Here is an 18,825-nt window from a genome sequence, read left to right on the forward strand (position 1 = left end):
CATTGAACTCACACTTCTCATGGGCGAGGACTCCTTTGTACTAGGTGGCTAAGTTGTATTTGCAATTTATATCTAAATAACAATTATAGCACGCGTCATAAGCAACATCTCTATTTTTAGTTTGCGTCTTGGTCGCGTATAAGGAACACCAGTGTATTTTCATATTTTTATAGAAAATGTGCATTGATAGGCGTTGTGTACCCTGCATCTGCTATTAAATAAGTCGGATTAAAAGAAGGGATTTTTTCAAATAAGAAGGGGAAAGCCAGTGTATCGTAGGTATTTCCTGAATGGACACTATAAGCTAATACCCATCCCCTTGCGATCGCAAGCTGTTTGAATAGTATAGGCAAAAACTTGGCCATGGTCCCCTTTATGAAACCACCCTACCTCCGGATCATTGGGACTGATTGTTTGGGACTTTATTAAGGTCTCCTTTTTTGTGTTTTTTAGCGACTTTTTTCTATGAATCATCCGATCTGCTTGAACAGCTTCCAGCATTTCATCTGCCAACCATTTGGCTTGTACCGGCACTTCTTCGTTGGTATATTTCCGGCCATTCGCACAAGCTTTGACGTGAGTACATCCATAAAAACTGCTTGGGTATCGACTACTCCTGCCTCCAAACACTGCGTGAGTATCTGGCTAAAAATCTGTTGGGCGATACTTGTTCCTTCAAAACGCCACTTGTAATTCTTTCCAAAGGTTGAAAAATGGGGCACTGAATCCGTGAGAGATAATCCTAAGAACCAGCGATAAGCAACATTCACTTGAATTTCTTGAATGGTTTGGCGCATGCTTAGAATACCTTAGAGATGTTGAATGATGAGATTTTGATAAGCGTAATCGGATCAAAACATGGACGTCCACTATCCAAACAATAGACATCTTCTACTAAAGCATAGTTGAATGAAAAATTTATAGGGCGATCAATTTTTCTCAGAAGATGGTCTTCAAGAACGAGTTCTTCAAGGGCATGAAAAGCGATCTGATTACGTGCTTCAAATGTTTTACTATCGGCATTAACTGACATCATGGAAATCACCCATTTTCTTTTTATTATACATAAAAAAGCCCTCTAAATCACTATAAGTTGTGATCTAGAGGGTTTTATCTACATACTGATATCTCCCTAACGGAAGATGTTTAAGTATAAATGATATTCATATAATAAAAATAGGTGCATCATTTATTTACGTTTTGGTCCCAAATATTCTGAATCATCAAAGCCTAAAATTACTGAAAAAAGTGGGAATCCGAAAAGAAGCCCGAGACCATATCCAACACCCTTTCCAAACACTTTTGCTAAGTCTAAACAAAACATGATGATAAAATAGATATTTGCTAGCGGAACTAATAGCCATAACACTTTCCATCCATTACCGTATACAATTTTAAATTGAATATATAGTTGATAAATAGGGATCAGTGACTTCCACCCAGCTTCACCAGCCTTTTCAAAAAGTTTCCACATACCTACAATAAAAATAATTACAAATACCATGTATAGTATACTTGAAAAACCGTCTGACATATTTCCCATTTACTCACTCTCCTTCTTATATTTTTTAAGTATACTATATAAAATTAAAAATAACAAATAAAATTTAAAAACAAAAAACACCTTCCAATAAAGGAAAGTGTCTTGAATATCTGCTGTAATAATGATTGGTACTCGATTCCTGCGGAATCTCCGTCCCATAGCACATTCGTAAGGGAACAAGTTCGCAACGACTGTCCTAACGTTTTGAGAATTGAGAAGCTTTACGAGCTTTCTTAAGACCTGGTTTGTTATTTTAATGGTTATTGTTAGTTGCTAATATTAGCTAAAGGCCGATATAATAACATTCCTTACAAATATACTTTCCAACAATTTCTAATATTTTTTGGAAAGTTAGCCAAATGGTTAGCCACAAATTAACTTAGTACGTTGCCCTGTGATTATAATGTTCTACCTACATTTATCAAAAATTTCATTTACAGATGTTTTATTTGAAAATCCATAGTACTTTGCAGTAGAATTATCATTTTTGCAAATTGTATTTATCGATTTTTTTATATAATTAAACCTATATCGTGGATTAATCTGCTTTATTAAATAAATTAAGATTATTAAAGGAACGCTAATTCTATTTGTTATGAGATTTTCTTGTTCTTTATATAACCACACTTCCCATTCTTTCCTTATCTTAGGTGAGGTTTTTATACGAATATCTATTAAATTTGAATTATGAGCTGATATATTTCGTATCAAATTTAAGCACTTCATCCATGATCTTAATTCATCTACGCTACATTTAAAGAAATTAGAAATTTTCTTAATACGTTTTGATGACATTATTTCTAAAATTTTTACTAAGTCACCAAACATTAAATGATCTGTAGCCAACCATATAGGAGGGAAATCGGGATTACCTCCAAATTGTAACTTTTCTTTCAACTCTGCACTTTCTGTTTTATCAATTTGATAACTAAGTTCCTTCTTAATTTTATTTTCAATGGACATTATTTTCCTAGTGGAATTATTTGTTGTATCGGACCATTTCAAAAAATCCAAATATCCATAATCTCCATTGGATTGACCTAAAACATATGCTATCTGAGCCTGTAAGGCAACTTCTATATCCTCCAATGCATGTAAAATAAACTGTCTAAAATTTTTATCTCTATAATATCTCGTAATAATTTCTTCAAATTTGATTCCTCTAAAATCAATTAAGCTAGGGGCATCTTTTTGTGGTGTGACTTTGGCTAGGGGTAAAGCAAATTCTTTAATTTTATAATAAGAAATCTGTTTGAGCTTATTCGCTGCTCTTTCTACATCATCAAATTTCATTTTTCTCTCTATTAGTAAATCAACTAAATCTTCATGGCTTAAATTTTGATAATGCAAAAAGCATACCTCCAAGTACTAAAAAAGCCCACCGTCACCATATAGGTGTGTTCATCTAAGAACTGGCAGGCGATTGATTTATTAATAGTATAATACACTAAAATTTATTGTCAAGAGTAACTATTTGATTATTTCTCTAATTATTCTATCGGCAAACATCCACAATTAATCCTTACGGAGCTAGTTATGACTGGTTTATTATTCTACAATTGGAATAATATCATTATTTTTCTGGCTATATGCCAATAGATAAATGTTATCAACTTCATTAATGTAATCAGTAACAACTGCATCTAAATTATTGTCTAAGTCTTGTGCTAATTCTTTAGTCTTTTCTCGGAGGTCACGTATTTTCTCTAAATCTCCGTCAGTTCCTTGGTTACTATCAATACGATCATTTGCTTCTGCGATAGAAGTATCCGTTAGCGTAATTCTATACTCTGTGTGAGGTTCAGCAATATCACTAGTTGAAACTTCTTCATTTATTTCAAAACGAATATCATTTCCAAAGAGTTCTTTTGCTTTAGATTCCATATCCTTCACCTCAATAGTTGTAGTTACTTCAACTGACTCTTCAGTAGTTTCATCATTATCGGCAACATTGTTTGAACTCCCACAAGCCGACAATACAAAAACACTCGATAATAATAAGATTGTTTTTCTCATAGTGTCCTCCATTGATAGATTAATACTTACTTGTAATTTTTCATCCAATTAAAATACATAGCGACAATTTTTCTTTTAATATTAGTATAGTATAAATATTAAAAAAAGTTAAAAAATAACCACCACTATTAAACAATGGTTATTCTCATACTTTCAAAATCCTTACTCCCATTTTAACTTGAAAGCAATTCTCCTATTCTATTGAGAATAGTAGCAATTATTTATCCCCATTCTCTACTCATCTAGCATACTACCACTCATAATCAACCCTGAAATAAGTTTAGAATCGAAGTTAAATCCCCTCTAGTAAAAACTAAAGGGGTTTAAATATTATGCGAAACCTAAACCTCTGTGTACCCTATTTTCTTTATCTTTTTTATACCACCCTATGCTATGAGAATGGTTTTTGGTATATTGGTATTAAAAAGGGAGGAGAAACAATGAGAGTTCCGTTGCCGTTTGAATTGGAAGAAATAGCTTTGGAAGATACTTTAGATAACATAGATTGGTATTTAAATAAAGTAGAAGAAGCCTATCATTTTTATAACCAAAATGATAAGAAAACAGCACTACACATTTTAAGAGAGATTAATAAAAATTTAGAAAGAGAATATCATCATTATCATTTAGTGAGAGTTAGAAATAACATTAGTAAAGAAAAATTTAAACTCTTTTCGGATTATTCTAGAGCTATAACAAAGGCTTTTGTAAAGCAGAATAGTAAAAATAGTTATAGAGCTTTGTCTTCTAATCTTTATGACGTCAATGTTTATCTAGATAGTTATAAATTTTTATATACTAATAGAGAAGGAGATGAGTAATTAAAATGGAATTAAATGATTATAAAGCATTAGATATTATTGAAACACATTTAAGGATGAATACACCTATAAATTTATATAGTTTTACAAAGAATGGGATAGAAAAAGAAAAGGTTGCTGATACCTTATATAGATTACAATCAATGGGTAAAATATACTTTGATGAGTATCTTAACGATCCAGATTATCCCACAATAAAGTTAGTCAAATAAATTATTGATGAGCCCTTTTATAGGGCCTTTTATTATGCACTCATACAGATAATTAAATAACTAATCAATTCCTATCTAAACTGAATCGATTGATTGCCTAGAGTTACCTTATATAGTTATATCATCAATCACTAATCCTGTAATGAGCTTAGAATTCATATTTTCCTGGTCTCCTTCAATTCCAGTAAGGTCTCTGATAAGTTCAGGGGTAACAAAACCTGGCAACGCTTGATTCAGTTTAATAATACCATCTCCAATTGCTGAAATACCTGAAGCGTCTGATTCAAATAATGGCTCCCACTTTGGTTTTGTTCTATAAAAAGCTTTTCTTTCATAGGTAAATCCATCTCTAAGGCACGCTGCGAGAATACCAACATTGAGAAATCCGGATCCTATACTTCTTTGAGCTTTTCGACCTGCAAGCCTCAGATTCTCATGACTAGCTTTAATGGCTTCTGCGCTTGACGGATTGTCTGATACAAACCCTAAATCATCTAAAGTTAATCCTGCTTCTCCAGCAAAACCAGCTGCCGCTATTCTTAGCTGTTCCATAAATGGAGTCATTGATTGAGTAGTGAATTGACCTAACGTCGGCTTGTCGCCCTCATCATCTTTAGTGAACTCTAGCATTGATGAAATTGTGGCTCTCCAACTATCTAATTTTTCAGAATCTTGGCTAGTTCCCACCACATACTTTTGAGGGAATGAATAAAACTCTGCGGTCACATCAGAACGCTCTAAAACTCGCTTAGCATAATTTTGCCAATACATAGCAGATCTAGATATTCTTGACCGTCCAAACGGCCTAACCGCGTCTGGTCTATGAATTATAGGAACTAATAAGGGTGCTGGTGCAGCGTTGGTATAAGCTAATGGTTTCATACCCTTCTCATAGATATAAGTCACACCAGGTAAGAAATAAGCTTCGATTAATGGATTTCCAATGCCGTCTCTTTTTAATACGGCATAACCTTCTGTCAAGAAACCGGTTATCGGGTCAATTTCTCCCGTTGCTTCACTAGCTTCGATTACTTGCAATCTTGGATACCCGTTTTTATCTTCTGAGATATAGACAAAACAACAAGAAGCAATTAACGCTGAAAGTATCGCGCTGTCAAAGAGTGTATCCGGATTGTTCATCTGAAACAGTTCATTTAAATTAAAGTTATCCTCTGCAAACTCTCTAAAAACCAGTCTGTCTGCTAGAGCGTCTACACTTTTTGAACACCATCCTAAAACTGAACGATATTGTCTCCTTAGTAAGGCGGGTATAACAAAATCCAATGCTGGATCTACCTTTTTCATAGCGTATTGCTCATATCTTAAATTTACTCTTCGCCTTCGATTATTTAGCTTTCTACTTAAGTAGTCAATTCCTTTATATTCCATTTAATTTATCAACCCTTTCGAGTGTTTTTTTCTATAAATTAAGCCCCTTAGATAAGGCTTATTTTTTTAAGATTGTTATATTACCAGGGATAGTCTGCCGCGAGAAAATATGTACAGTACGGCGTGAAGTGCGGCCGACAGCCGGGAGGGGGAGGTATGCCCCCCTTTAAAATATTTCCCTCTGTCAACTGTTTTTAGGAATTAAGATTTTAATGATTTTAACTATTCAATCCTCTAATCATTTTTAATAAAGCTTCTTCTTGTTTAATTGTCTTTTCAGTCTTGATACCTTTCTCTTCATACTTCTTTTCTACTTCTTCGATCACTCTTTGCTTTTCTTTTTCAATTTCTTTTTGTTTTTGTTTTCGATCTTCATCTGAACTTCGTTGAATTGCTTTAGCAAACAATTTGTTAACCTCGATCTGTTGCTGTTCATGCTTCTCTCTTTCCTTTTGTAAGTAGTTTTTAAACTCTTCTTCTTTACGCTGATTATTACGCTTTGCTGCTTCCTCTAATTCTCTATACCAAGCATAGGGATCATGTTCATTAGCGGTTGTTTCTATAGGTTCATTAGGGGTAGGGGTATTATTTAATTCATTATCCATCGTTTTATTCCTCCTTAAATATCTAATCGCTTAACCAATGGAAGGTTTTCTATTTGAGAATACGCTCCTATGATCTCATGATTAAAATTATATCGACTTTTAGATAAATCTACTGATCCATTAGATGTTAGGTTGTAAGGATGTTTCATCTCGTTAACCTTACATATATCAACTGTTAGGACATCAATCAGCTCTTGTGCTTTTTTATTATTAGCTAACGATTGATTCGCTACTTTCTTCAATTCTTTTAGAGCATCAGTAAGTGATAGCTCTAATTCTTTATCTTCCTCAGTAGCTAATGATTTAATCTTTTTAGAGTAGGAACTATATTCTTCCTTACTGATTAAAGGCTTGTTCTGTAATTCATCTAAGTTCTTCTGATATAGTTCAAGTGTATGCTTAGCTTCCCATAGTTCAGTTTGTCCTTCTTTATTTAGTTCTATATCTACATTCACACGTGCTTCTTCAATCTTCTTGTTTGCCTGGTCTATCTGATTTTTAACCTGTTCTATTCTTTCTTTGTACTCTTCAATGTCTCGATCACGTTTTTGAATCATCTCTGTTAGTTCTTTTTCGATTAAGTTTAATTTTTTCATTATTATTTCTCCTTTTTATCTATCCATTTTGAGTAATATACTTTTACTTTATAATTGGTTATACTGCTGTATGGTTCTTTGTGGCATTCTAATATCTCATAATCATCTGCATGAAAGCCATCTGAGAATAACCGTATCTTAAAATTTAAATTTTTCGAACTAGTAGCTAGATAATCATCAATGCTTTCTATTTTTATCAGCTTACATCTTGAAATTTTCATTATGAGCATACTTTCAGCTATGTTTTTTATAGCTTCATTCATTAGCTTTCTTCCTTTAGATTGTGAGATATTAATTTTACTACACGTTTCTACATGGTTTAAAATCTTTCCTTTCCCTTGTAAATACCGTGTAAAAATATATTTACCTTGATCTTTAGGTAGTCCTTTAACTGCCTGCATAAAGTCTTTAGTATCTTCTATAGTGTAGCCCCGTGTTGGTGAACGATTATAAATAACATTTATTAAATATTTGATTGTATGATGTCTTATATGTATTCTTAAGTTTCTATCAGTCGCAAGATGCCCACTTATCATAGCTATATCCCTCCAAACATTTCCTCTAACTGATCATTTATATTATGTACTTCCTCTATGTTCTCCTTGTCTTCTTCCGAATAAATAACCGATTCTTCCATGAACTCATAATATTCGTTTATCTCGTCAATTTGTTTGCACGCTCTTACAAGTAGGTCTAAATCACTGTATATGTTTTGTTTAAGGTGTTCTATTTCTGGTAGAGTAAATTCTTCTACAAAAAATAAATATCGCTTAGAAAGCTTCTTAATTAGCTTTTTATAAACGTTTTCTTTCGTTATAATTTCTAAAGCTCCATTTTCAGGACAGATACAACCTTGCATAGTATCGGTTAGATCGTAAGGAATTCCTACACCAGTAAAACTGTGTGATTGATAGTAATCAGGTGACACTCTTGCAAGCAATTGTTCTAAACGTTGAATCCTTTTAGGTATCTTTAAATACCGCTTTACTGCATAAATGTTTTCAACTGTTATGGCCACGTTTTTACTCCTTGCAAAGAAAAAGACACACTAGCATTTTAGTTGCTTAGCGTGTCCTCTAGTTTATCTAGTCAGACTATTTAAATTGTTTCTTTTTAGTCGTTTCTACCATTTGCGGTTTCCCATTTTGTATCTTAATGACTACCTGTCCAAAGTCGGGAGCTTCAATCGTTTCTTGAACTCCATTTACTTCGATAGTTATTTTAGTTATATTTTTCATTTCTTACTCCTTTTAGTATAGGTTTAATTCGTCTCTGATAGACTCTGTGTCAGCATGTCGGTCATAACCAGCCATTAAATAATCTTTTAGATCGTCTAATTCTTCAGCGTTTTGGACTTCTTCCATTAATATAATTTGTTCAGCTTCATAACAGGCTATTAGAAAATGCAATTCTTCGATTGAGTAGTTCTTTTCTTTAAGTTGGTTAAGTCTTCTGTTTCGATATTTATTCACTCTCTCTAAAAAGCTACCTTCGTTATTTTTAATACATGTATTCAGTTTAATAATCATCGTAATTTCCTCCTACTTCTAAATCATAGTAATCTCCCACTTCATCTAAAGTGCAATAATCAAAAGTAGCTTCTTTTATCTTTTCATCTACCATATTTAAAGTTGCCCGTTCAAACTCATTCAATAACCTTCTTAAGGCTGCACATTCAGCTTCTAAGCTTTCTACTCTATCTTTTAGTGTTTCTTTCATAGTTATTTCTCCTTATTGATAATTTGGGCTTTTTCATATTTATCAAACAACTATCTCTAAAAGGCTATATCATCTTTTAGCTTTTTAGCATTGGCAGGATAGTGTACTACACCTTATTCAAACGTTTCTGTTACCATGTCTTCAACACGGCTGATTTGAAATTCCAAATCTGTTTTTTCTTCTGTAATCTTTTGAGTCAATTTAAATTCCAGACTTTCAATCTCACTATAGAGATCATTTATACCTCTTTTTAAAGAAGCTATCTCTTTAAAAATATTTTTATCGTCCATAGAGTTCTCCTTTATTAATTTTTATTTGCACTATTAACGGTTGCTATCCATTCGGACTCTGTAAATATGTCACCGTTCTTGTTGTCTCCAATCAGCACTCTCAATGGTTCCAATGACACACCACATTGCTTTGCATAGGTTGAAGCGAGATACAAGTCATTATTTCGTTCAGTTGATTCTCCTGATAAGATTCTTTCATAAGCTTGTTTACCTAATCCACTCCCAACACTACCTAAATGAGATAAATCATAATTTTTTAGAGTAGCTCTTATTGAATATTTACTTAACATTTGTTCTTGGTAATTTTTAAAGTTTGAAAAAATTAGGCTTTCGAATTTTCCCTCATAAAATTTAGGTTCATATTCATTAATGATTTCATACTCACCCTTCGAGGTCACACTTCCTCCAATTACAAAGTAATTGTTATCATGCGCTTTAATATCTACTCCGTCTAGATAATTTATTTTTTGGCCATAACTAAAACACTCTTTCTTTTTAAAAATTATATGCAGGCCACCGCTTGGAGTTTTTTGTACAAGCGTATTTTTCATGTTTTCTTTAAGTTCTTCGTAATAAGAAGAGTCTTTTAAAGATTCATATCCATTCGAACCATGAACATCAATATCGATACACCAAAAGCCTCGAGTTAAAGCTCCTAAAGCAGTAACTTTTGAATATGCATACTTGTTTCTTTCAATAAAAATTTTAGAAATTTCTAAATCTCTAAAAGATAAAATAGGCTTTTTATTTTTGTCTAAAGGAACGGTCTGCAAACCTTCTTTCAAGAATAAAAGCGCTGCTCTATATCCATCCAAATCTTCCACTTCCTCCACTCTAACTCTTATTTGCGTCCCCTATAGTAAGGTATTAAAAATAAAAAAAAGAAACGTTGATATTAAAGCATTCTTTTAATTAAAAAGTATATAAGCATAGTAACAAGGGTTAGGAAAGCTAGGTATTGTTATAATTAGTTTCCAAGGGTTTTTTTATAAGATAGGTAAGAGATAGGCTAACTCTTCATATTTTCCCATAAGGGTTAGGTTTTGATTCCTAACCCTTAATTAAGAGTTAGGATTTAGCCTTTGATTTTCTTCTTCTAACATTTTTAACGAGACATTAAAAAGTTTCTTGTCCTTGATTTTATGAACTTTTAAATTAGAACCTTCAATCCACTTTTGTTTATTTATTGCAATGCCAATTTTTTTCATGTCATCTTTAGCTTCCTTGTACCTCAAATTCCCGTAATCTTCTGAAATAGCTTTTTTAAGATCTTCATCGCCTGCTAAGACAAATCCGTGTCTTGCAACAGTTAGAATGATCAGACGTTGTGTTTCAGTAAAATCATCTGCACTGGAATAGTTTTTAAGAACTGTATCTTTAAATTTGAATTCTCCGCCAATATCTCTTAAATAATTTAAGCTATTTATCAGAAACGATATTGAAGCTATATCAGATAGTTCGTTGTCCGGTTCAATAAAATCCCAATATGGTTTAAAGAATTCATGTCTTTCTTGAGTAGTTTCACCTGGTGGTCGGTCTTTAAATGCTATTTTTACTGTCCTTGATGTATTAGCTGTTATTGATCCGATATCCACGTTCTCATTGGTATCGAGTACTAACACTGATTCATTCTTGAATGTGACTGCATTGTTCCCTAACGATCTACCTGTGATAATTTCACCCGTTGCGATTTTTCTAAGAACTCGCATAGCTTTGATATCAATAGCGCCTGATTCATTAGCATGGGCTACATCAGCTCCTTTAAAACTAAGCCAAGCATTTTCTGTACTAGCTCCTTGATTGTTCACAAGAGCATCCATATTAACTGGATTCACTTTAAAAATATTATACAGAGTCTTTAGCAACAAGCCTTTCCCCGTTCTGCCAAAATCTTTTAAAAGAAACCATTTTTCAGCAGGTATTAGCTTCATCTTTCTTAAAAGAATATAAGCGTGAAGTAAACGAATATTATTTAAACTTTCTTTCTCGTTCATAATCTTTTTAAACATATCATCAGCAAACTTGAGATTTAATTCTGATTTAGAAACTTCATAATAGGTAAAATATAATTCGTTCTCTCTAGGAAGAGTGTTACCCATTTCCAATGTTTTGCAATCAAATTTCCAATCTTTGCCAGCAAGTGAAGTATTGAAAACATTATAGTTATGCCTTTCGCCAATATAATCAGAATAAACTTCTAACATCATGTCTAAGAAATCATCTATAAAAAGTTTACTGTTTCGATGCACTTGGTAATAATCATTAAAATTCTCTTGATTGATGACTGTATAAGTGAAGCTTTCAACTATAACAAACTGATCTAGTAACTTTGAATAAATAACTTTTTGAGAGACCAGGTCTATTAAAAATCTTGCATAGCTATTAAATGAATACTCTTTGAACTCTTGTGTTTCCATACCTTCCTTATCTACCTTTTTATACAAGCTTCCATAAAAAGCTCCCGTCTTTTTAGGCTCAATAATATAAGACAGTGGTATGTTTTTATAAGTTTCTGGTTCTACAGAATATCTCTTAACATAAGCATTACCTAAGTTCTCTGCTACATGAAAATTTGATTTAATATCAGTAAAGAATATTTTATTTAAAATCTTTTTTAAAATTGCTAGGTTCTTGATTTGCTTAATATTATCAATGTTCACTTTAATAAGACTTAATTCATCCGTTAAATACTTCGCGTCCATTTCATCCAAACTCAAAGGGTTCCCCCCTTCCTATTCTTTTTTCATTTTCTATTCCTCCCCAACATTCATTAAGTAAGCTGCAATGTCATCTAAATCTTTCATAATCTTTTGATTGTAGTGGAATTGCGTATCTAAGAATTGATCAACCAAATTTATAAAGTACTGAATTTCGAACTTATCACTTCTTCTTATCAAAGATAAAGCATCAATATTTCCCTGATAGAGTTCCATTACTCTATATAAATCTGATAAATCACTACCAAAGTCATTTAGTTTTTTTATTTCATTGTTTTCCATTTTATTACTCCATTCTATATTTATGCTTATTGTTATCTATGCTATAATGGAGACGGATAAATATTTAATTATTGCCTTAGCAAATTGCCGTTTGCTTTGGCTTTTTTTGTCTCCAAATTTACTCTCCTTGCACTGGGCAGCGTACATAGGATTTATATTTTCATTGAATTTAGTATCTCTGTAACTTCTTCTGTATCGTATAACCACTTTCGTCCTAAAGGGATTCTTCTTAATCCCCTGGCTTCAAGATCGCTTAAAGTATCCGCTCCAATTTGAAGCATTTTCTTTAGCTCTTGTTGTGTTACATATCTTTTAGCAATCTTTGCTTTCTCAGCTGCTTCTTCAATTGCTTCATCCAATAACTTACCTACATTAGATAGAAACAGTTTCTGTGATTCAGGTGTTAGTATTACCTGCAATTGTGGTTGTTCCATTTTTACACTTCCTCACTTAAGAAAATATCTTCCAAAGTAACATCTGGCTTTTTTAATTTGACAAGTTTGAGAAAATTAAACATCTCTTTTGAATTAAATTCAGACTTTCCTAATTCTTTATTACGATAGGTATTAGTACTTATATTTAAAGCCTTTGCCATTTCTGATTGACTTTTACCTGCCATTTTTCGGTATCCAGCCACTACATCATTCACAAAATCACCTCTTTCTGTTCTTTTCTGATATCAGAATACATCAGAATTTATAGCTTGTCAATTAAATTCTGTTCTTTTCTGATAATTTATTGTATAATTCTACTAAATAGAAAGGAGGATTTTATGAAGCCTGATTCTTTGGAAGTAGGAGCAAGAATATCGAGGTTAAGAAAAAGCAAACAATTAACTATGGTCGATCTAGGTAAAAAAATAGGTGCTGGTCAGAGCGCTATTAGTAATTGGGAAAGAGGAGATAATCTTCCTAATAAGAAAAGGTTAGCAAAATTATCCGAAATATTTAACATTACAGTAGAAGAACTATTGTATGGATCTTTTGAAAACTATTTTTTATCTGTATTATATGAAGACCTTGAAAATAAAGGAGTTATTTATTCTACAATATCTAATATTTTAAAAGAAGATAATAATCAAGCGACAAAACCTACTATATTAAGCTTTTTTGCAGAAAAACAAGACGAGATAATTAGTAGTGTTACTTATCGGTTAGCTGCATCTAAAGGAGAAATTGGTGAAGATTATACTATTAATAATAGCAATTTATTAGGGAAAGTCTCCGTCGATGAATTACTTCAAAAAACTTGTGCCGTAATAAAAATGAAGTATTCTGATAATTACGTCATAACAAAACCGGTTGATTTATATCATAAATACATTTCTATTTTAGATCGATTAAAGAATAAAATAGTTTTTGATAATCCAGGTAAATTTGAGTTTGATAATTTACTTAAAGAAGAAAGACTTAAATTATTCAGTAAGTATTCGCCAGAAGAAATAACAAAACAAGAAATAGAAAAACAAGCATATATATCAGCACTTGATAAAAGATATATGCACTTATTAAAGAAAAAGATAAATGATTATCAAGACAACTTGAACTTAATTCAGAAAGAATTAGAAGAGATTTTAACTGAATATAATAGCAAACTAGACAATTTAAATAAATAACCCCTCCCCACCATCATAGTCACTGGGCAGCGTACTAGGTGGAAAGGAAACAAAAATGATAAAAGAGTATAGATTAAGTAATGGCCAAAGAAGATTTATGTACACCGGCTATTATGGAACTGATAAGACTGGTAAGAAGATCATTACTAAGAAAAGGGGCTTTAAATCGAGAAAAGAAGCTGAATTAGCTGAAGCAAGATTTAGATTGTCGATTGAAGAGGGTAATATCACTCCAAATAAGAAGATTTCATTTAAAGACTTTTATAATGAAATGTGGCTTCCATCATATATTGATGGACAAACAACATCTGCAGCTAAACCTCCAAGTTTAGCAACAATTAATAACACCAAATTGGTCTTTAAATGTCACATCTTACCTATGTTTGGCAAATATAAAATAGATTATTTAAATGATAATAAACGGCTTGTAACAGACTTGATGACCTCTAAGGCTAAAGAGTACGCTAATTTCAAAGCTTTGAGAGGTTATTTCTTGTCTGTTATGAACTGGGCTGAAGAACATGATTACATTCAATCAAATAAGTTGAATAGCTCTCTAAAGAGAATAAAATCTATAAAGAAAATTGAATTAGATAATTCAAAAGCTGATGAAGCTAAATTTTTGTCTCAAGAACAATTGAGAACGTGGTTAACCACTTTAAGAGAAGATTATGAGGAAGGACTTTTAGAAACAAAAGATTACGCTCTGTTTTTAACCACCTTCTTCTTATCTGATAGAAAGTCAGAAACTTATGCCCTTCAGTGGAAACACATCAACTTTAAACAGATGCAAGTATCAATTGTTCAAGCATTAGATAAATATGGCAATGTTAAAACAACTAAAGGGAGAAAGAAAACAACTTTCAATATCCCACAAGAATTAGGTATTCTTTTAAAACAGTGGAAGAATGAGCAAAGAAAATTCCTAAGTAGATTTAATATCATTCAAAGTCCTGAACAATTTGTCTTTACATATGTAGATACCCAAGGGAATATTAATAGAAAACTTCATATTGATTACTTAAATTATCGTATGAAGAAACATATGGATAGACACCCTGAACTTGTCCATGCTACACCTCATAAACTTCGCCATACTGGCGCCACTTTAGCCAAGCAGGCAGGATTGAGCTTAGAATTGATTTCTGAAGCACTTACACATTCAGATACTAATATCACGAAAGAATATATTAATTCATCTAATGTTATACCTATGGCAGTTGGAGAAATAGCTTATAGAAATTTAAAAGAATAGTTAGCCAAAAGTTAGCCAAAGCACAAAAAAAAACACTTTCCAATAAAGGAAAGTGCCTTGAAACGTTGATATAATAACGATTAACGTTTTGAGAATTGAGAAGCTTTACGAGCTTTCTTAAGACCTGGTTTTTTACGTTCTACCATACGAGGGTCACGTGTTAGAAGTCCAGCTGATTTTAATGCAGGACGGAAGTCTGGATCGACGTTTAATAATGCACGTGCGATTCCGTGACGAATGGCACCTGATTGACCAGAGAAGCCTCCACCTTTTACGTTCACAATAACATCATAAGATCCTAAAGTTTCAGTAGCGTTGAATGGTTGGTTGATTACTTCGTGTAAGTGAGCAAATGGAATGTATTCTTCCAAAGGCTTACCATTCACAGTGAATTCACCAGTTCCTGGTACTAAGCGTACGCGTGCTGATGAGTTTTTACGACGACCTGTTCCTAAGTATTGTACTGTAGCCATTTAATCCCTCCTTATATTAATGTATTGATGTCTAATTTTTTAGGTTGTTGAGCGGCATGGTTATGCTCTGAACCTTCATAGACAAAAAGTTTAGTGAATTGTTTGCGACCTAAACGGTTGTCTGGTAACATTCCTTTTACTGAACGTTCGATTAAGCGTGTAGGTTTCTTGTCGCGCATTTCACCTGCTGTAGTGACACGCATTCCACCAGGATGTCCTGAGTAATTATAATATTTCTTGTCTGTTGCTTTTTTACCAGTTAAGGCAATTTTTTCAGCATTAATTACGATTACAAAGTCACCTGTATCCACGTGTGGGGTATAGGTGGGTTTATTTTTTCCGCGTAAGATTGATGCAACAACAGTTGAAAGGCGTCCCAATGGGATATCTGTGGCATCTAATAATACCCAGTTGCGTTCAACTTCGTTCTTTTTAGCCATATATGTTTGACGCACGTTGTTTTCCTCCAATATTTGTCTAGTTGTTTACGGTTACGATGAGTTTCCGGGGCTCATGTGTGGGGTAAACAATACCGTCAACTATTATATTCCTTATTAACCCCTAATGTCAAGCGATTTTCTCACACTGCTTCAAATTTATTTTGCTTTCGATCAACAGTCATTTGCCTTCATGGTATAATCATTTCAAAGGAAGTGAAATTTATGAAAGCTCAAGAAAGACGCCAAGCCATTTTAGCATTCTTAAAAGAACAAAGCGAAGCGATAACGGCCAATGAGTTAGCTAGTCGTTATCAAGTCAGTCGTCAGGTAATTGTTGGAGATATTGCTTTATTACGTGCCCATCATAAAGTAGAAATTTTAGCCACTAATCAGGGATATTTAATTCCTTCTTCCCCGATTAACAATACTGCTACTAAGGGGTATACGGGGGTGATTGTTTGTCGTCATGATGATAGTCAAATGCGGCTAGAGTTAGAAACAATATTAGCCTATCAGGGTAAAGTGCTTGATGTGCAAATAGAGCATCCGGTTTATGGTTTATTGTCTGCTGCCCTTCATATTCATTCGCAAGCTGATCTTGAAGCCTTTCTAGAACGTATGGCAACTTATGAAGGTGAAATGTTAGCATCCTTAACGGATGGTATTCATTCACATACCATACAGGTGCCTAGTCTAAAAGAATTTAAGCTAATCGAAAATGCTTTGTCACAAGAAAAAATCCTCTATGTGTAGATAGGTGTCTTGACACCATTTTAGATTGTTGTTAAACTGCTTTTATAGTAAATTTTTTGGAGGTTCTTATGTCTCAAACTACTCGCTTATCTAAAACACGCCAATTGACGTTCGCTAGCTTACTCACAGCAATTGGTATTATCATACCAATGGTTATGCCACTTAAAATTGTGATTCCTCCTGCTTCTTATACTTTGGCTAGTCATGTGGCAATTTTTATGGCCATGTTTATTTCGCCTTTTACAGCTGTTTTAGTAAGTTTAGGTACTAGTCTGGGATTTCAATTAGCTGGCTTTCCTATGATTATTGTTGCAAGAGCTGCTTCGCACGTTGTATTTGCTTTTGTTGGCGCTAAAATGCTTCAACAAAAACCGCAATGGTTAGCAACAAGTCGCAATAAATGGACGTTTTCTTTCATCATCAACTTAATTCATGCGGTTGCTGAAGTATTCGTCGTCTATGTGATCACCCAAGCTGGTTTTAGCCAAGCCAGTGAAAACTTCTTATATGTTTTAATTGTTCTAGTGGGTGGAGGAACTCTTATCCACGGCATGGTTGATTATTTCTTAAGTGATTATTTCGCTAAACAATTAGCAACACGAGCTAAAATTCCTGTCTATCCAATGGTATAGTAAATTCTATATACTAAAAGGCAAGTGGAAACACTTTGCCTTTTATTTTTTTCCTATAATACAATCAAAACAAATGCCTAGCGAGGAGGAAAATGATGAATCGCCCTGATGTTATTGTTATTGGTGGAGGCACTAGCGGAATGATGGCAGCAATCCACGCTGGCATGAATGGCGCGCGTGTGCTGTTACTTGAAAAAAATTATAAATTAGGACGCAAATTAATTCTTACCGGAGGAGGCCGCTGTAATGTCACCAATCGTTCACCTCGTGAAGTATTCATTGACCATATTCCAGGTAATGGTAAGTTTCTTTATTCTGTATTAGAACAATTTGATTCACAAGATATAATCGATTTTTTTCAAACACGAGGTGTTCGCTTAAAAGAAGAAGATCATGGGCGGATGTTCCCCATTTCGGACTCTGCGCGCACCATTCGCGACTGTTTAATTAATGAGATGAGACATTATGCCATTGAAGTAATTGCTGGTGAACCTGTTGAAGAAGTTCTTTATAATCAGGAAACAGCTTCTGTTAGAGGTGTTCAAACCAGCAAAGCGACATATACTGCCAAAGCTGTCATCTTGGCCTCAGGCGGCAAGGCCTATCCTCGCACCGGTTCGACGGGAGATGGCTATCGGTGGGCCAAAGACGCTGGTCACAGTTTGACGGATTTTTATGCCACTGAAGTCCCCTTATTATCCAACGATTCCTTTATTCAAGACAAGTCATTACAAGGTATTTCATTGAGGGACGTTAATGTCAAAGTACTAGATAAAAAAGGGAAAACAATTGTTTCCCATCAAATGGATATGATTTTTACCCACTTTGGTTATTCAGGACCAGCTATTTTAAGATGCTCCGGCCATGTCAATTTATACCTTAAAGAAAGCCAAGAAAAAATTGCGAATCTAACCATTGATCTTATCCCATATATTTCATATGAAGAGCTCAAGAAACTGGCAGAAGAACAAAGAGAAAAGCAAGTTGATAACATTCTGCGCCAATGGTTACCTGACAAACTAAATGGCTTGATTCAAAAACAAGTAGGAATCCAAGAAAAGTCAGCTTATAAGCAAGTCAACCATTCTATTCAAGAAGCGCTGTGGAAACGAGTCAAAGCTTTTCCACTCACTGTTTATGGCAGTCAACCACTTGAAAAAGGTTTTGTAACGGGTGGAGGGGTTAACTTAAAAGAAATCACCCCTCAAACCATGGCGTCTAAATTAATGAAAGGCCTCTATTTCTGTGGTGAAATCATTGACATTAATGGATATACAGGTGGCTATAACATTACAGCTGCTTTTGCAACAGGTGCTGTTTCTGGACAACACGCGGCTTGGTTCAGTCTTTCTTCGTAAAGAGTTTATATTTTTCATTGCAATAAAAAACATCGCAGCCAAGGCTTGCGATGTTTCAGACTGTAGACAAAGTCCTTTAAATCACCAACCTATGGTGATTTAGAGGGCT

28 protein-coding genes and 1 pseudogene are annotated in these 18,825 nt (G+C 33.6%); 7 read left to right on the forward strand and 22 right to left on the reverse strand.

What is annotated here, in order from left to right; translation table 11 throughout:
- Positions 1-297: 297 nt before the first annotated feature.
- The 6 genes and pseudogenes from ACQV2G_RS07870 to ACQV2G_RS07895 all read right to left on the reverse strand — a co-directional run bounded on the left by ACQV2G_RS07870 (position 298) and on the right by ACQV2G_RS07895 (position 3,559).
- Positions 298-630 (reverse strand): hypothetical protein, encoded by a 333-nt coding sequence (locus ACQV2G_RS07870; protein ID WP_428876563.1) that lies wholly within the window; start codon positions 628-630, stop codon positions 298-300.
- Between the two features lie 68 nt (positions 631-698).
- Positions 699-797 (reverse strand): annotated as a pseudogene (locus ACQV2G_RS07875) (transposase); the annotation flags it as partial.
- A 2-nt stretch (positions 798-799) separates the two neighbouring features.
- Positions 800-1,036, reverse strand: coding sequence for a hypothetical protein (locus tag ACQV2G_RS07880; RefSeq protein ID WP_428876541.1), 237 nt, complete (start codon positions 1,034-1,036; stop codon positions 800-802).
- A gap of 153 nt (positions 1,037-1,189) precedes the next feature.
- The gene (locus ACQV2G_RS07885; RefSeq protein ID WP_428874019.1) at positions 1,190-1,543 is read right to left on the reverse strand and encodes a DUF5684 domain-containing protein; all 354 of its coding nucleotides are present in this window, start codon (positions 1,541-1,543) and stop codon (positions 1,190-1,192) included.
- Positions 1,544-1,951: 408 nt separating this feature from the next.
- Positions 1,952-2,893 carry an Abi family protein gene (locus ACQV2G_RS07890; protein ID WP_428876542.1) on the reverse strand — a complete coding sequence of 314 codons (942 nt, stop codon included), beginning with the start codon at positions 2,891-2,893 and terminating at the stop codon, positions 1,952-1,954.
- Between the two features lie 198 nt (positions 2,894-3,091).
- A complete protein-coding gene (locus ACQV2G_RS07895) occupies positions 3,092-3,559 on the reverse strand; it encodes a hypothetical protein (RefSeq protein WP_428876543.1) in 468 nt (155 codons plus the stop codon).
- 440 nt (positions 3,560-3,999) lie between these two features.
- Between ACQV2G_RS07895 and ACQV2G_RS07900 the strand changes: the two genes are divergently transcribed.
- Together ACQV2G_RS07900 and ACQV2G_RS07905 are read left to right on the forward strand one after the other, a co-directional pair.
- Entirely contained in the window at positions 4,000-4,380 is a 381-nt protein-coding gene (locus ACQV2G_RS07900; protein ID WP_428876544.1) for a hypothetical protein, read from the forward strand.
- 5 nt (positions 4,381-4,385) lie between these two features.
- On the forward strand, positions 4,386-4,592 hold the full coding sequence (locus tag ACQV2G_RS07905) for a hypothetical protein (protein ID WP_428876545.1): 207 nt from the start codon (positions 4,386-4,388) through the stop codon (positions 4,590-4,592).
- 108 nt (positions 4,593-4,700) lie between these two features.
- Here ACQV2G_RS07905 and ACQV2G_RS07910 read toward each other — a convergent pair whose 3' ends face one another.
- The 14 genes from ACQV2G_RS07910 to ACQV2G_RS07975 form a co-directional block, all read right to left on the reverse strand.
- Positions 4,701-5,981, reverse strand: coding sequence for a hypothetical protein (locus tag ACQV2G_RS07910; protein WP_428876546.1), 1,281 nt, complete (start codon positions 5,979-5,981; stop codon positions 4,701-4,703).
- A gap of 218 nt (positions 5,982-6,199) precedes the next feature.
- On the reverse strand, positions 6,200-6,586 hold the full coding sequence (locus ACQV2G_RS07915; RefSeq protein WP_428876547.1) for a hypothetical protein: 387 nt from the start codon (positions 6,584-6,586) through the stop codon (positions 6,200-6,202).
- Positions 6,587-6,600: 14 nt separating this feature from the next.
- Complete coding sequence (locus ACQV2G_RS07920) at positions 6,601-7,182, reverse strand: hypothetical protein (protein WP_428876548.1); 582 nt, start codon at positions 7,180-7,182, stop codon at positions 6,601-6,603.
- 2 nt (positions 7,183-7,184) lie between these two features.
- Positions 7,185-7,718, reverse strand: coding sequence for a hypothetical protein (locus ACQV2G_RS07925; protein WP_428876549.1), 534 nt, complete (start codon positions 7,716-7,718; stop codon positions 7,185-7,187).
- A gap of 2 nt (positions 7,719-7,720) precedes the next feature.
- Positions 7,721-8,200 carry a hypothetical protein gene (locus tag ACQV2G_RS07930; RefSeq protein WP_428876550.1) on the reverse strand — a complete coding sequence of 160 codons (480 nt, stop codon included), beginning with the start codon at positions 8,198-8,200 and terminating at the stop codon, positions 7,721-7,723.
- Positions 8,201-8,276: 76 nt separating this feature from the next.
- Positions 8,277-8,420 carry a DUF2292 domain-containing protein gene (locus ACQV2G_RS07935; protein ID WP_428876551.1) on the reverse strand — a complete coding sequence of 48 codons (144 nt, stop codon included), beginning with the start codon at positions 8,418-8,420 and terminating at the stop codon, positions 8,277-8,279.
- 12 nt (positions 8,421-8,432) lie between these two features.
- A complete protein-coding gene (locus tag ACQV2G_RS07940) occupies positions 8,433-8,711 on the reverse strand; it encodes a hypothetical protein (protein ID WP_428876552.1) in 279 nt (92 codons plus the stop codon).
- Positions 8,701-8,901 (reverse strand): hypothetical protein, encoded by a 201-nt coding sequence (locus ACQV2G_RS07945; RefSeq protein WP_428876553.1) that lies wholly within the window; start codon positions 8,899-8,901, stop codon positions 8,701-8,703. The genes ACQV2G_RS07940 and ACQV2G_RS07945 overlap by 11 nt, the downstream gene beginning before the upstream one ends.
- 113 nt (positions 8,902-9,014) lie before the next feature.
- Positions 9,015-9,191, reverse strand: a complete 177-nt coding sequence (locus ACQV2G_RS07950) for a hypothetical protein (RefSeq protein ID WP_428876554.1) — start codon at positions 9,189-9,191, stop codon at positions 9,015-9,017.
- 14 nt (positions 9,192-9,205) lie between these two features.
- Positions 9,206-10,015, reverse strand: a complete 810-nt coding sequence (locus tag ACQV2G_RS07955) for a bifunctional DNA primase/polymerase (RefSeq protein ID WP_428876555.1) — start codon at positions 10,013-10,015, stop codon at positions 9,206-9,208.
- Positions 10,016-10,252: 237 nt separating this feature from the next.
- Positions 10,253-11,908, reverse strand: a complete 1,656-nt coding sequence (locus tag ACQV2G_RS07960; RefSeq protein ID WP_428876556.1) for a phage resistance protein — start codon at positions 11,906-11,908, stop codon at positions 10,253-10,255.
- A gap of 33 nt (positions 11,909-11,941) precedes the next feature.
- On the reverse strand, positions 11,942-12,190 hold the full coding sequence (locus ACQV2G_RS07965) for a hypothetical protein (protein WP_428876557.1): 249 nt from the start codon (positions 12,188-12,190) through the stop codon (positions 11,942-11,944).
- Positions 12,191-12,342: 152 nt separating this feature from the next.
- Entirely contained in the window at positions 12,343-12,624 is a 282-nt protein-coding gene (locus tag ACQV2G_RS07970; protein WP_428876558.1) for a hypothetical protein, read from the reverse strand.
- A 2-nt stretch (positions 12,625-12,626) separates the two neighbouring features.
- Positions 12,627-12,839: a helix-turn-helix transcriptional regulator gene (locus tag ACQV2G_RS07975; RefSeq protein ID WP_428876559.1), complete on the reverse strand. Its 213-nt coding sequence runs from the start codon at positions 12,837-12,839 to the stop codon at positions 12,627-12,629.
- Between the two features lie 123 nt (positions 12,840-12,962).
- Here ACQV2G_RS07975 and ACQV2G_RS07980 point away from each other — a divergent pair, with 123 nt between their 5' ends.
- Together ACQV2G_RS07980 and ACQV2G_RS07985 are read left to right on the forward strand one after the other, a co-directional pair.
- Positions 12,963-13,805: a helix-turn-helix domain-containing protein gene (locus ACQV2G_RS07980; protein ID WP_428876560.1), complete on the forward strand. Its 843-nt coding sequence runs from the start codon at positions 12,963-12,965 to the stop codon at positions 13,803-13,805.
- Positions 13,806-13,902: 97 nt separating this feature from the next.
- On the forward strand, positions 13,903-15,060 hold the full coding sequence (locus tag ACQV2G_RS07985; RefSeq protein WP_428876562.1) for a tyrosine-type recombinase/integrase: 1,158 nt from the start codon (positions 13,903-13,905) through the stop codon (positions 15,058-15,060).
- A gap of 80 nt (positions 15,061-15,140) precedes the next feature.
- Here the strand turns inward: ACQV2G_RS07985 and rpsI are convergent, their stop codons facing one another.
- Entirely contained in the window at positions 15,141-15,533 is a 393-nt protein-coding gene (gene rpsI, locus ACQV2G_RS07990) for a 30S ribosomal protein S9 (protein WP_090289633.1), read from the reverse strand.
- A gap of 11 nt (positions 15,534-15,544) precedes the next feature.
- Positions 15,545-15,988 (reverse strand): 50S ribosomal protein L13, encoded by a 444-nt coding sequence (rplM, locus tag ACQV2G_RS07995; protein ID WP_428874018.1) that lies wholly within the window; start codon positions 15,986-15,988, stop codon positions 15,545-15,547.
- 207 nt (positions 15,989-16,195) lie between these two features.
- Here rplM and ACQV2G_RS08000 point away from each other — a divergent pair, with 207 nt between their 5' ends.
- From ACQV2G_RS08000 to ACQV2G_RS08010, 3 genes are all read left to right on the forward strand, one after another.
- Complete coding sequence (locus ACQV2G_RS08000; protein ID WP_428874017.1) at positions 16,196-16,726, forward strand: 3H domain-containing protein; 531 nt, start codon at positions 16,196-16,198, stop codon at positions 16,724-16,726.
- A gap of 68 nt (positions 16,727-16,794) precedes the next feature.
- Positions 16,795-17,358, forward strand: a complete 564-nt coding sequence (locus tag ACQV2G_RS08005; RefSeq protein WP_428875142.1) for a hypothetical protein — start codon at positions 16,795-16,797, stop codon at positions 17,356-17,358.
- Positions 17,359-17,453: 95 nt separating this feature from the next.
- Positions 17,454-18,716 (forward strand): NAD(P)/FAD-dependent oxidoreductase, encoded by a 1,263-nt coding sequence (locus ACQV2G_RS08010; protein ID WP_428876561.1) that lies wholly within the window; start codon positions 17,454-17,456, stop codon positions 18,714-18,716.
- Positions 18,717-18,825: the final 109 nt, after the last annotated feature.

The sequence above is a fragment of the Facklamia sp. P12955 genome (assembly GCF_050409565.1).
Taxonomy (GTDB): Bacteria; Bacillota; Bacilli; order Lactobacillales; family Aerococcaceae; genus Facklamia.